This window comes from Deltaproteobacteria bacterium RBG_16_64_85 (assembly GCA_001798885.1).
Lineage (GTDB): Bacteria > Desulfobacterota > Deferrimicrobia > Deferrimicrobiales > Deferrimicrobiaceae > FEB-35.
Map to the genome: position 1 here is coordinate 1 of MGQW01000058.1, position 12,509 is coordinate 12,509.

Here is a 12,509-nt window from a genome sequence, read left to right on the forward strand (position 1 = left end):
ACCGACAGGAGAAACGAACCCTTGAACCAGTTTTATCGCAATCTGGCCCTGTGGATGCTCATCGCCCTGGCGATGGTGTTCCTCTTCAACACGTTCAAGGCGCAGCGGGTGGAGCACGAGGAGATCTCCTTCTCGGAATTCACCGCCGCCGTCGAGGCGGGCAAGGTCAAGGAAGTCACCATCAAGGGGCAGGAGATCACCGGGAAGTACCTGGATAACGCGGGCAAGGAGAAGAAGGCGTTCCACACGTATGCCCCGGAAGACCCGGACCTGGTCAAGTCGCTCCGGGCGAAGAACGTCAAAATCACCGCCAAGCCGTTGGATGAAAACCCCTGGTACATGACGCTCCTGGTTTCCTGGCTGCCGATGCTGCTGCTGATCGGCGTGTGGATCTTCTTCATGCGGCAGATGCAGGCGGGCGGCGGGAAGGCGATGTCGTTCGGCAAGAGCCGTGCGAAGCTTCTGACCGAGACAACCCACAAGTGCACCTTCTCGGACGTCGCCGGGATCGATGAGGCCAAGGAGGAGCTCCAGGAGATCATCGCGTTTCTGAAGGACCCCAAGAAGTTCACGAAGCTGGGCGGGCGCATCCCCAAGGGGGTGCTGCTCGTGGGGTCTCCGGGGACCGGGAAGACCTTGCTGGCCAGGGCGATTGCGGGAGAGGCGGGGGTTCCCTTCTTCTCCATCAGCGGATCCGACTTCGTGGAGATGTTCGTCGGCGTCGGCGCGGCGCGGGTGCGCGACCTCTTCATCCAGGGGAAGAAGACGGCGCCCTGCATCATCTTCATCGACGAGATCGACGCGGTCGGCAGGCACAGGGGGGCGGGCCTCGGCGGCGGGCACGACGAGCGCGAGCAGACGCTGAACCAGCTCCTGGTGGAGATGGACGGATTCGAGTCGAACGAAGGGCTGATCCTGATCGCCGCGACGAACCGGCCGGATGTCCTGGACCCCGCCTTGCTTCGGCCGGGGCGCTTCGACCGCCAGGTCGTCGTCCCCAAGCCCGACGTGAAAGGCAGGGAGCAGATTCTCCAGGTCCACACCCGGCAAATCCCCCTGGCCGAGGACGTCCATCTCGAGGTTTTGGCCAAAGGGACGCCGGGGTTTACCGGCGCCGATCTGGCCAACCTTTGCAACGAGGCGGCGCTGCATGCCGCAAGCATAGGGATGTCCAAGGTCACCATGGATTGTTTCGAAATGGCAAAGGACAAGGTGATGATGGGCCGCGAGCGGCGGTCGATGATCATCAGCGAGGAGGAGAAGAAGTCCACGGCCTACCACGAGGCGGGGCACGCAATCGTGGCGACGCTCATCCCGGGCGCCGACCCGATCCACAAGGTGAGCATCATCCCGCGCGGAATGGCGCTGGGGGTCACGCAGCAGCTGCCGATCGACGAGCGGCACACGTATTCGAAGGAATATCTGAAGAACAACATCACCATCCTGATGGGCGGCCGGGTCGCCGAGGAGCTCGTGCGAGGAGAGCTCACCACCGGGGCCGGGAACGATCTCGAGCGCTCGACGCTGCTCGCGCGAAAGATGGTCTGCGAGTGGGGAATGAGCGATAAGCTCGGGCCCGTAACCTTCGGGCAAAAGCAGGAACTGATCTTCCTGGGGAGGGACATGACCCGCCACCAGGATTACAGCGAGGCAACGGCGAGGGACATCGACCAGGAAATCAAGGATATCGTCACCTCCTGTTACGGTCGGGCGGTGTCGATCCTGAAGTCGAACCTGCACGTGCTGCACCAGGTGGCCAAGACCCTCCTGGAAAAGGAAGTCATCGACGGCGTCGAGATCAAGAGGATCGTAGAGGAAATGGCGTCGACTTCCGCGGAGGGGTTGCCGACGCCGCAAGCCGGCACGCCGGCCTGAAAACCGGACGGACCCTCCGATGATCCGGGTGTTGCACGCGAGCGACCCGGAGGAAGCCTGCCGGCGTCTGGATTTCCACGGGGTGATCCAGGCGGACCGGACTCGCCTGGTTCGCGACCTTCGCCCCTATCTTCTCTGCATCCCCGACGGGGAGATGGCGCATGCCCTCTTCCCTCTTCTCGCCCGCAGGAAGATTCCCCTGGCGTGGGGGAAGCGGCTTCTCTTCTTTTCAATTTCATCCGTGGATCAGCTCGAACAATGGACGGAGGAGGACGGCGGGTCCCGAGGCGCGTTGGGCCCGGTTCGGGAGGCGATTCGCAGAACCCTGGAGAGAGATTTTGTTGTGCCTTGCAGGGAGCGGGAACTCCGGCTGGGCGGCTCGCCCGGAATCATCGGGATCTTGAATGTGACTCCGGATTCCTTTTCCGACGCGGGGAAATACTATTCCGCGGAAGCGGCAGTCCGGGGGGGACTGGAGATGGTCGCCGAAGGCGCCGACATCATTGACATCGGAGGGGAGTCGACCCGCCCCGGCTCCGTGCCCGTGCCGGCCGATGAAGAAATCGCCCGCGTGGTTCCCGTGATCCGGGAATTGGCCCGGGAAACGGGGGCGCTCCTGTCCGTGGACACGACGAAGGCGGCTGTTGCGCGGGAGGCGATTTCCGCCGGAGCCCGCATCGTCAACGATACGAGCGCTCTTGCCGACGACCCGGAGATGGCGGGTGTTATCGGTGAATCCGGCTGCGCTGTCGTTTTGATGCACCGGAGGGGGACGCCGGCGACGATGCAATTGGCGCCGTCCTATGAATCGCTGTTTGACGAGATGCTGGAGGAGATCCAGAAGAGGATCGATGTCGCAGTGAAGGCCGGCATTCCGAAAGAGCGGATCCTGATCGACCCGGGCGTAGGGTTCGGGAAGAGGTTCGAGGACAACCTCGCGCTGCACCGTCACCTCCCCGACCTGCGCAACCTGGGCAGGCCGGTCGTTTTCGGCCCCTCGCGAAAGGCGTTTATCGGCAGGATTACCGGGAGGGAGGCTTCCGGGAGGATCTTCGGGACGGCCGCATCCGTCGCGTTTGCCGCATCCCGCGGCGTCGACATCCTCCGCGTGCACGATGTAAAGGAAATGAAGGAGGTTGTCCGGGTGGTGACCGCGATCCGGGAGGGAGACGAATGTTAAGCTTCCTCCCCACGCTGCGCTTCGCGGATGTTCTGGACATCCTGGTCGTCGCCTTCATCATCTACTGGATCCTTCTGTTCATCCGCGGGACGAGGGCCGTGCAGATGCTGTACGGCCTCCTTCTCATGCTGGCGATGTTTGTCCTTTCCAAGAAGCTCGGGATGGTCACCTTTCAGTGGCTGGTCGGGAACTTCCTCGGCGGGCTCATCATTATCCTCGTGGTGATCTTCCAGAGCGAGATCCGGCGAGGCCTGGCCAAGATGGGACAGGCGCGCATCTTCGGGAGGGCGCCCGCGTCCCCACCGCTGAATTTACTGGACGAGCTGGTGCAGTGCACCTTCCGGCTGGCGGCCGACCGGATCGGGGCGATCCTCCTGCTCGAGAGGGAGATGGGCCTCCAGGAGTACGTCGAGCACGGGAAGAAGCTGGACGCAATCTTCTCGCATGAGCTCCTGGCATCGATCCTCTCGACCCGGTCGCCCGTGCACGACGGGGCGGTGGTCATCCGGGGGGACCGCGTCGCGGCGGCGGGGGTGATCCTTCCGATTCCCGCCGAATCCTCCGTGGTGAAGACGATGGGGACGAGGCACCGCGCGGGATGGGGCGTCTGCAAGGAGACGGATGCCGTCTCGATCGTGATCTCCGAGGAGACGGGGAATGTCACGGTCTTCCACGACCGGCAAACGGAAAGCGCCGACAGTGCGATGGATCTGAAAGATATCCTCATGAAACTTTTTGCGACGGGCGGAGGCGAGAGTGGTTCGGGGAACTGACATCGTCCACTTCCTGCAGGGTTCGCTCCGGAAGAACCTGGGGCTCAAAGCCCTTGCCCTGGGGCTGGCGGTCGCCCTGTGGTGGTTCGTCGCGGGGGAGAGCAAGGTGCAGGTTGGCTTCGTCGTTCCCCTTGAGATCCGCAACGTGCCTCAAGGGCTGACGATCACGAACAAGGTGGAACGGCAGGTGGAGGTGCGGCTTGCCGGCCCGCCGTCCCTGTTGGGGACGCTCCAGATGGCCGATATCATCGCGGCGGTCGACCTGTCCGGCGCGAGGACCGGGAAGCAGGTGGTGCACGTGGACGAACGCTCGATCAAGGTCCCGCCGGGGACCAAGGTGCAGCGCATCTATCCCAACGCGATCGAAGTTTCCCTGGAGCGGCTCGAGCGGCGGCGGCTTCCGATTACTGCGCGGCTCGATGTGGCGGCGGACGTACGTCGCAGGATTGCCAGGATCGAGATCGTTCCGTCCTCCCTCGAAGTCGAGGCGCTTCCGAACGACTTCTCCCGGATGAAATCCTTGCCGGCTCCCGTTTCGGTTCCGGACACGGGTTCGGAAATATTCGCGGAAAACGTGCTGGTGGAATTACGGGAGGGGCATGCTAAAATCGTCGGGAATCCGGGCGTGCGCGTGACGATCCATTTCCGGAAATAGGAGGAACCGCTTGAGGCGAAAGCTCTTCGGAACGGACGGGGTTCGGGGCGTGGCCAACACCGACCCGATGACCGTCGAGAACGCGCTGGCGCTCGGGCAGGCCGTTGCGCACATCTTCCGGAACAACAAGGGGCGGCACAAGGTCGTCATCGGGAAGGACACCCGCCTCTCGGGATACATGTTCGAAACCGCGCTCTCGGCGGGGATCTGCGCCATGGGCGGCGATGTCCTGCTCGTCGGCCCTTTGCCCACGCCCGGCATCGCGTTCCTCACCCATTCCATGCGAGCGGACGCAGGCGTCGTGATCTCGGCGTCCCACAACCCTTACCAGGACAACGGGATCAAGTTCTTCGGGCGGGACGGCTTCAAGCTGCCCGACGAGATGGAAGAAAAGATCGAGATGATCATGCTGGGGGACCACCTCAAGGAGGCGCGCACCCCTTCGCCCGAGATCGGCAAGGCACATCGGATCGACGACGCAACCGGCCGGTACATCGTCTACCTGAAGAACACGTTCCCTTCGCACCTGTCGCTGGACGGGTTGCGGATCGTGGTCGACTGCGCGAACGGCGCCGCCTACCGAATCGCCCCGCAAGTGTTCCAGGAGCTGGGGGCCGAGGTCATTCCGATCGGCGTCACTCCGAACGGGCTCAACATCAACGAGAACTGCGGCTCCCTGTTCCCGGAGGTAGTGTCCGCCAAGGTGCGGGAGCACCGGGCCGACCTCGGGATATCGCTCGACGGGGATGGCGACCGGGTGATCGTCGTCGATCAGAAGGGGGAGGTGCTGGACGGGGACCGGATCATGGCGATTTGCGCAGAGGAGATGTTCCGGAAGAGAAAGCTGAAGAGGAACACCGTGGTCGCCACGGTGATGAGCAACATCGGGCTCGACCTTTTCCTTAAAGAGAGGAAGATCCGGCTCGTACGGAGCCAGGTGGGCGACCGCTACGTGGTCGAAATGATGCGCGCCAACGGGTACAACTTCGGCGGGGAGCAATCGGGGCACCTGATCTTCCTCGATCACGCGACGACGGGGGACGGCGTCCTGGCGGCACTCCAGCTCCTTGCGGTGATGGTCGAGTCGGGCCGGCGGATTGCAGACCTCGGGAAGCAACTGGTCACCTTCCCGCAGGTTCTGCTGAACCTCAAGCTGAGGCATCGCGTTCCCCTGGAGAGCATGAAGGGGTTCCAGAAGACGAAGGCCGAGTTCGAGAAGAAGCTCGGCATGCGGGGCAGGATCGTCGTGCGGTACAGTGGAACCGAGCCCGTCCTCCGGATTATGGCGGAAGGGGAGAACAAGGCGGAGATCGACCGCATCGTGAACGCGCTGGCGGAGAAGGCCCGCGCCGAAATCCACTAACTTAACTACGGGGACGTTCTTAAAACTTTTAATGTGGATATAGGGACGTTCTTAAACTTTTCAAACATAGGAGCAGAGTTAAAAAGTTTAAGAACGTCCCTGGACTTTAGTAACTATTCGGTTCTGAGGCGGGCATGAGGAGAAGGCTGGGGGTCAACATCGATCATGTGGCGACGCTGAGGCAGGCGAGGGGTGGGGCCGCGCCGGAGCCCGTGATCGCGGCGGGGATCGCCGAACACCACGGCGCCGACGGCATCACGGTCCACCTGAGGGAGGACCGTCGGCACATCCAGGACCGGGACCTCGAGCTCCTTTCCAGGGTGGTCCAGACGCGGATCAATCTGGAGATGGCTGCAACCGAGGAAATGATCGGAATCGCAACGCGCCTGAAGCCGTACTCCGCGACCCTCGTCCCCGAGAAACGGAAAGAGCTTACGACGGAAGGCGGGCTGAACGTACTCGGCCAGCGGGAGACCCTGCACGCGGCCGTATCGCGGCTTCGCGACGCCGGCATCCTCGTGAGCCTTTTCATCGACCCGATACTCTCCCAGCTGCGGGCCGCCAGGCAGGTCGGGGCCGATGCCGTTGAAATCCACACCGGGACCTACTGCGAAGCGTACCACGCAGGGAAGTACGCCGAAGAGTTCGATAAGATCCGCATCGCGGCGGCGCACGGGAACAACATCGGCTTGAAGGTGTTCGCGGGTCACGGGCTCGACGTGCGCAACCTCCCGCCGATCCTTTCCCTTCCGGAGATCGAGGAGTTCAACATCGGGCACAGCATCATCGCCAGGGCGGTTTTCATCGGCCTCGGGGCGGCCGTGCGCGAGATGGCCGACCTCATCCACGGGGCCCCCTGAAACGGGATGATCGTAGGCATCGGTGTCGACATCGTGGATATTTCACGGGTGCACGGGCTGCTGGAACGCTTCCGGGACAGGTTTTTACAGAGAGTGTTCACGGACGCCGAAAACCTGTATGCGAGCAAAAGCGTCAAAACCGCGGAGAGGCTCGCCGGCAGGTTCGCGGTGAAGGAAGCGGTCCTCAAGGCGTTCGGCACGGGAAAGTCGCAAGGAATCCTGTGGCGAGACGTCGAAACGGTTCCGGGGCGGATGGGAAGACCTGAAGTTAATCTTTATGGAAACGCATATAAATATATGAAAATATTGAAAGCAGACCAGGTCCACGTGTCGATCTCCCACGACGGCGGGAAGGCCGTGGCGTTTGTGGTCATCGAGAGAGCGGGAGGAAACGGATGAAGGTCGCCTCGGCGCGCCAGATGGCCGATCTGGACAAGATCACCATGGAGAAGTACGGCATCCCCTCCCTCCTTCTGATGGAGAACGCGGGGCGGTCCTGCTCGGAGCGGATCCTGCACATTTTGGAAGACAAGGTCGGTGCGGCCGAAGAGGCCTCGGTCGCGGTCGTCTGCGGCCGCGGGAACAACGGCGGAGACGGCATGGTGATCGCCCGGCATCTCCACAACCGGGGCGTCTATGTGGAGGTCTTTCTGCTCGCCGAAGAGGACGACCTCTCCCGGGACGCCAGAGTGCAGAAAGACATTCTCAAAAGGATGGACGTCGAGATCCGGGTGATCCGCGACGCGGAAGGGGTGGAGGATCTCCGGACGTTCCTCGAAGAGGTGCATCTCTGCGTGGACGCCATCCTCGGGACGGGGCTCTCATCGCCGCTTTCGGGGATCGTCCGCGAGGTGGTGGAAGTCATCAACCTCTCGTTGGCCCCCGTCTATGCGGTCGACATCCCCAGCGGGATCGACGCCACGACGGGAAGGATTCTCGGCGAGGCGATCCGGGCCGACTATACGGGATCGTTCGGGCTTCTGAAACTGGGCCAGGTCCTGTTGCCGGGCTCGATCCACTGCGGGGATACCGAAATCTTCGACATCGGGATTCCCTCCAAAGCGGTGTTTGACGCCGACATCAAGACCGAGGCGCTCGACGAGCGCGTGGTCAAAAGCATGCTCTCCATCCGCCCGCCGGACTTCCACAAGGGGGATGCGGGAAGGATATTCATCATCGGCGGATCGCCGGGGCTGACCGGCGCCCCCTGCCTTGCGGGCCAGGCCGCGCTCCGGATGGGCGCGGGGCTGATCACGGTGGTGACTCCGGCCTCCCTGCGGCCGATCGTCGAGTCGAAACTGATGGAAGTGATGTCGATGGGGATCGCCGACGGAGGGTCGGGGTACTTCAGGAAAGAGATGATCCCCGAACTGGTGGAGAAGGTCTCGCGTGCGGACGTGGTCGTCGTCGGGCCCGGCCTGGGAGCGTATCCGGGAGTGGGGGAATTCATCGCCGAGCTGTTCCCCCGCATCAAGGTCCCGTTCATCGTGGACGCCGACGGACTGAACGCGATTTCGGGGCAGGTCGGGGTCCTGCGGACGGCGGGCTCCTCCTGCATCCTCACGCCGCACCCGGGGGAGATGTCCCGACTCACCCGCGAATCGATCGAAGCCATCGAGGCCTCGCGGATCGGGTCGGCGCAGCATCTCGCCGAAGAACAGGACGTCACGGTGATCCTGAAAGGCGCCAGGACGATCATCGCCACGCCGAAAGGGGACATCTTCATCAACACGACCGGGAATCCCTACATGGCGACCGGGGGAATGGGGGACGCGCTCACGGGAATGGTGGCCGCCCTCGCTTCGCAAGGGTTGTCGCCGACCGACGCCGCCTGCGCGGGGGTCTTCCTTCACGGGATGTCGGCCGATCTGCTGATGCGTCGGCACCCGATGTCCGCCGTGTCCGCCACCGACGTCATCGAGAACATCCACGAGGCCCTCCAGCACACCATGGGAGAGCCGAAACCTTCCGAGGAGCGGCCGTAAGCGGGGACACCCCTCAACACTGGCTGTGGCTTCGCTGCCGCACAAGGCGCACCCGATCCTTTGAATGTGAGGAGCGTACCCGCCGATGGTAGTTGAACTGTATTCTTCGTGCGAAGCCGACACGATGGAGATCGCGCGGGCCCTGGGTGCGGTCCTGGTCCCGGGCGATGTGGTGGCGCTTTCGGGGGACCTGGGTGCCGGCAAGACGGTCTTCTGCAAGGGCGTGGGGGAGGCGATCGGGATCCCGGCGGACCGGATCGTTTCGCCGAGCTTCACCGTCGTGACGGAACATGCGGGCGCCGTTCCTTTCCTCCACGTGGATGTCTATCGCCTTTCCTCCGAGCGGGAGGCCGACGACATCGGCCTGGAGGAGATCCTGAACGGGGAGGGGGTCTGCCTGGTGGAGTGGGCGGAAAAAATCGCCACCATGTTGCCAAAATCCTGTATAAAGGTTAAATTCCTTTTTTCGGACGAAGGCAGCCGCAGGCTGATTCTTGACGCGGAGGACACCCCGCGGATCCGGGGATTTGTCCATCGCTGCAAACGCTACCTGACAGGAGGGTGAACCGGGAAATGGCACTCATTGTCCAGAAGTACGGCGGCACTTCGGTCGGTACCGTGGAGAAGATCAAGAACGTTGCAAAGCGGGTGGCGCGCACCAAAGACCAGGGAAACGACGTCGTGGTCGTCGTCTCGGCGATGGCCGGGGAGACGAACCGGCTGCTCGGCCTGGCGCACCAGATCGCGGAATTGCCGAACGAGCGCGAACTGGACGTCGTCGCTTCCACGGGCGAACAGGTGACCATCGGCCTGCTGGCCATCGCGCTCACCGAAATGGGGTACAAGGCGAAGTCGTTCTGCGGCTTCCAGATTCCGGTCCTCACCGATTCGGCCTACGTCAAGGCGCGTATCATGAAGATCGAGGGGGAGACGATCCAGGCCGCCCTCAAGGAAGGGGAGATCGCGGTCGTGGCCGGCTTCCAGGGCATCGACGAATCCGGGGCGATCACGACGCTCGGGCGCGGCGGGTCGGACACGAGCGCCGTCGCCGTGGCGGCCGCGCTTTCGGCCGACGTGTGCGAGATCTACACGGACGTCGACGGGGTCTATACCACCGACCCCAACATCTGCGCAGACGCGCGGAAACTCGAAAAGATCTCCTTCGAGGAGATGCTCGAGCTGGCGAGCCTGGGGGCCAAGGTCCTCCAGATCCGGTCGGTGGAGTTCGGGATGAAATACGGGGTGCGGATCCACGTCCGCTCCTCGTTCAACGAAAATCCGGGAACGATCGTTACGAAAGAGGAGGAGATCATGGAAACGGCAGTCGTGTCCGGCGTGGCGTACAGCAAGAACGAGGCGAAGATCACCATCGTGAAAGTGCCCGACCGGCCGGGAATCGCCGCCAGGATCTTCAAGCCGCTGTCGGACGCCAACATCGTCGTGGACGTGATTGTCCAGAACGTATCCGTCACCGGCTACACGGACCTGACCTTCACGGTCGGCCGCAGCGATTACAAGAAGGCGATGTTGATCACGGAGAAGACCGCAAAGGAAGTCGAGTCGGAGAAGGTTGTCGGCGACGACAAGATCGCAAAAGTGTCCATCGTCGGGATGGCGATGCGCTCCCACTCCGGGGTTGCCACGAAGGTGTTCGAGACGCTGGCCGCCGAAGGGATCAACATCCTGGGCATCACCACCTCGGAAATCAAGATCTCCTGCCTGATCGAGGAGAAATACACCGAGCTGGCGGTGCGGGTACTGCACAACGCCTTCGGGCTGGGACAGCAGGCTTGAAAAAGATCACCTCGAAAAAGATCTATCTGTACGACACGACGCTTCGGGACGGCACCCAGGCCGAGGAGATCTCGCTCTCCGTGATGGACAAGATCGCCATTACGGAGAAGCTGGACGATTTCGGGATCCACTTCATCGAGGGAGGGTACCCCGGCTCCAACCCGAAGGACAAGGAGTTCTTCGAGTATGCGAAGAGGCTCCCGCTGAAGACCGCGAAGCTCTGCGCGTTCGGTATGACGCGCCGGGTGGGAAAGAAGGTCGAGGAGGACGCCAACATGAAGGCGCTCCTCTCCGCGGAGACCCCGGTCATCACCGTGGTGGGGAAATCCTGGGACTTCCACGTCACCGAGGCGCTGCGGACCACGCTCGACGAGAACCTCAAGGCGATCCGCGAGACGATCGAGTACCTTAAAAAGCACGCCGAGCAGGTCTTCTTCGACGCCGAGCACTTCTTCGACGGCTACCGGCGCAACCCCAAGTATGCGCTGAAGGCGCTCGCGGCGGCGGCCGATGGTGGGGCGGACTGGCTCGTTTTGTGCGACACCAACGGGGGGTCGCTTCCCTCGGACGTGGGGCGCGTCGTCCGCGAGGTCCGGAAAACAACCCATCTTCCGCTCGGAATTCATACCCATAACGACTCCGAGATGGCCGTGGCCACCACCCTGGCAGCGGTGGAGAGCGGGGCGACACAGGTCCAGGGGACGATCAACGGCTACGGGGAGCGGTGCGGGAACGCCAACCTCTGCTCGATCATCCCCTGCCTCCATCTGAAGATGGGCAGGGAAGTCCTTCCGGAAGAGCGGCTCAGGAAACTCTCCGCGCTTTCGGGATACGTGGCGGAGATCGCCAACGTGGGGAAGCGTCTCCATCAGCCCTTCGTCGGGAATGCCGCATTCGCCCACAAGGGGGGGATGCACGTGTCGGCCATCCGCCGCAACCCGGGGACCTACGAGCACATCGATCCCGGGCTCGTCGGCAACCAGCGCCGCGTCCTCATCTCCGACCTCTCGGGACGGAGCAACATCCTTTCCAAGGTCCAGGAGAAGGGGCTCCGGTTCAAGGCGGGCGACCCGGCGGCGGAGAAGGTCCTCGACCAGATCAAGGAGCTGGAGCACAAGGGGTACCAGTTCGAAGGGGCCGAGGCGTCGTTCGAGCTCCTGGTCCTCAAGGCGATGGGGGAGCACGAGCAGTTCTTCGAGTTGAAGGGGTTCCGGGTGATCGACGAGAAGCGGACGGAGAAGCAACATCCGATTGCCGAGGCGACCATCATGGTCGAGGTGGAGGGCCGGGTGGAGCACACCGCGGCGCTGGGGAACGGCCCCGTGAACGCGATGGACAACGCGCTCCGGAAGGCTCTCGAGAAGTTCTATCCCGAGCTGGCCGAAGTGAAGCTGCTCGACTACAAGGTGCGGGTGATCACCGCCGGCGGGACCGGCTCGTCGGTACGCGTTTTGATACAGTCCGGCGACAAGGACAGCACCTGGGGAACCGTCGGGGTCTCGCACAACATCATCGAGGCGTCCTGGCAGGCCCTGGTGGACAGCATCCGGTACAAGCTTTGGAGGTCCCGCCGTGGATCGCAGAAGGGAGGCCCGGAGCGGTAAGGCCTGCCTCCTTCTATCCCTGATCGTATTGGTCTGGAATGTCGGCGCCACGGGCCGACACGTTCTGTCCGTTGCCTCTCCGCACATCGTGCGTGCGACTGAATCCGTGCAGGATTCCGCCTCTCTTGTCCCGCAACTCCCTGCCGTCGACTGCACCATAACGGGACATCCTGGGCCGCTCACCACAAAGCAGAAATTTCTCCTTGGCAAAAGGGTGGATATCAACAAAGCCTCCCTGGCGGAGATCGAGGGACTCCCGGGAATCTCAAGCAAGGTTGCGGAATCCGTGGTCGAAACGAGGAGCCGCCTGGGCGGGTTTCGTCGCCCCGAGGACCTGCTGCAGGTAAAGGGGATAAAAGAAAAACGGTTGAATAAACTTCTTCCCTTTCTGGTAAAATTCCCTAATAATTGACTTACATA

Annotated in this window: 12 protein-coding genes; all 12 read left to right on the forward strand. The window is 62.8% G+C overall.

Annotated features, from left to right (window positions below; all coding sequences use genetic code 11):
* The first annotated feature begins 21 nt into the window (after positions 1 to 21).
* Complete coding sequence (locus tag A2Z13_07250; protein ID OGP78114.1) at positions 22 to 1,875, forward strand: cell division protein FtsH; 1,854 nt, start codon at positions 22 to 24, stop codon at positions 1,873 to 1,875.
* A gap of 343 nt (positions 1,876 to 2,218) precedes the next feature.
* Positions 2,219 to 3,055, forward strand: a complete 837-nt coding sequence (locus A2Z13_07255; protein OGP78115.1) for a dihydropteroate synthase — start codon at positions 2,219 to 2,221, stop codon at positions 3,053 to 3,055.
* Complete coding sequence (locus A2Z13_07260; GenBank protein OGP78082.1) at positions 3,049 to 3,828, forward strand: TIGR00159 family protein; 780 nt, start codon at positions 3,049 to 3,051, stop codon at positions 3,826 to 3,828. The genes A2Z13_07255 and A2Z13_07260 overlap by 7 nt, the downstream gene beginning before the upstream one ends.
* On the forward strand, positions 3,812 to 4,483 hold the full coding sequence (locus A2Z13_07265) for a hypothetical protein (protein ID OGP78083.1): 672 nt from the start codon (positions 3,812 to 3,814) through the stop codon (positions 4,481 to 4,483). Before A2Z13_07260 ends, A2Z13_07265 begins: the two co-directional genes overlap by 17 nt.
* Positions 4,484 to 4,550: 67 nt before the next feature.
* On the forward strand, positions 4,551 to 5,846 hold the full coding sequence (locus A2Z13_07270) for a phosphoglucosamine mutase (protein ID OGP78116.1): 1,296 nt from the start codon (positions 4,551 to 4,553) through the stop codon (positions 5,844 to 5,846).
* Positions 5,847 to 5,980: 134 nt separating this feature from the next.
* Positions 5,981 to 6,706, forward strand: coding sequence for a pyridoxine 5'-phosphate synthase (locus A2Z13_07275; GenBank protein ID OGP78084.1), 726 nt, complete (start codon positions 5,981 to 5,983; stop codon positions 6,704 to 6,706).
* 6 nt (positions 6,707 to 6,712) lie between these two features.
* Positions 6,713 to 7,105, forward strand: coding sequence for a holo-[acyl-carrier-protein] synthase (locus A2Z13_07280; GenBank protein OGP78085.1), 393 nt, complete (start codon positions 6,713 to 6,715; stop codon positions 7,103 to 7,105).
* The gene (locus A2Z13_07285; GenBank protein ID OGP78086.1) at positions 7,102 to 8,691 is read left to right on the forward strand and encodes a hypothetical protein; all 1,590 of its coding nucleotides are present in this window, start codon (positions 7,102 to 7,104) and stop codon (positions 8,689 to 8,691) included. The genes A2Z13_07280 and A2Z13_07285 overlap by 4 nt, the downstream gene beginning before the upstream one ends.
* Before the next feature lie 85 nt (positions 8,692 to 8,776).
* Complete coding sequence (locus tag A2Z13_07290) at positions 8,777 to 9,256, forward strand: tRNA (adenosine(37)-N6)-threonylcarbamoyltransferase complex ATPase subunit type 1 TsaE (GenBank protein ID OGP78087.1); 480 nt, start codon at positions 8,777 to 8,779, stop codon at positions 9,254 to 9,256.
* 8 nt (positions 9,257 to 9,264) lie between these two features.
* Entirely contained in the window at positions 9,265 to 10,485 is a 1,221-nt protein-coding gene (locus A2Z13_07295; protein ID OGP78088.1) for an aspartate kinase, read from the forward strand.
* A 20-nt stretch (positions 10,486 to 10,505) separates the two neighbouring features.
* On the forward strand, positions 10,506 to 12,089 hold the full coding sequence (locus tag A2Z13_07300; protein ID OGP78117.1) for a citramalate synthase: 1,584 nt from the start codon (positions 10,506 to 10,508) through the stop codon (positions 12,087 to 12,089).
* Positions 12,058 to 12,501, forward strand: a complete 444-nt coding sequence (locus A2Z13_07305) for a hypothetical protein (GenBank protein ID OGP78089.1) — start codon at positions 12,058 to 12,060, stop codon at positions 12,499 to 12,501. The genes A2Z13_07300 and A2Z13_07305 overlap by 32 nt, the downstream gene beginning before the upstream one ends.
* The last annotated feature ends 8 nt before the right edge of the window (positions 12,502 to 12,509 follow it).

Bases quoted from the DNA above. Each gene is read 5' to 3' on its own strand.
- A2Z13_07285 (OGP78086.1), top strand. From the start codon at position 7,102: ATGAAGGTCGCCTCGGCGCGCCAGATGGCCGATCTGGACAAGATCACC.
- A2Z13_07260 (OGP78082.1), top strand. From the start codon at position 3,049: ATGTTAAGCTTCCTCCCCACGCTGCGCTTCGCGGATGTTCTGGACATC.
- A2Z13_07280 (OGP78085.1), top strand. From the start codon at position 6,713: ATGATCGTAGGCATCGGTGTCGACATCGTGGATATTTCACGGGTGCAC.
- A2Z13_07270 (OGP78116.1), top strand. From the start codon at position 4,551: ATGACCGTCGAGAACGCGCTGGCGCTCGGGCAGGCCGTTGCGCACATC.
- A2Z13_07275 (OGP78084.1), top strand. From the start codon at position 5,981: ATGAGGAGAAGGCTGGGGGTCAACATCGATCATGTGGCGACGCTGAGG.
- A2Z13_07295 (OGP78088.1), top strand. From the start codon at position 9,265: ATGGCACTCATTGTCCAGAAGTACGGCGGCACTTCGGTCGGTACCGTG.
- A2Z13_07290 (OGP78087.1), top strand. From the start codon at position 8,777: ATGGTAGTTGAACTGTATTCTTCGTGCGAAGCCGACACGATGGAGATC.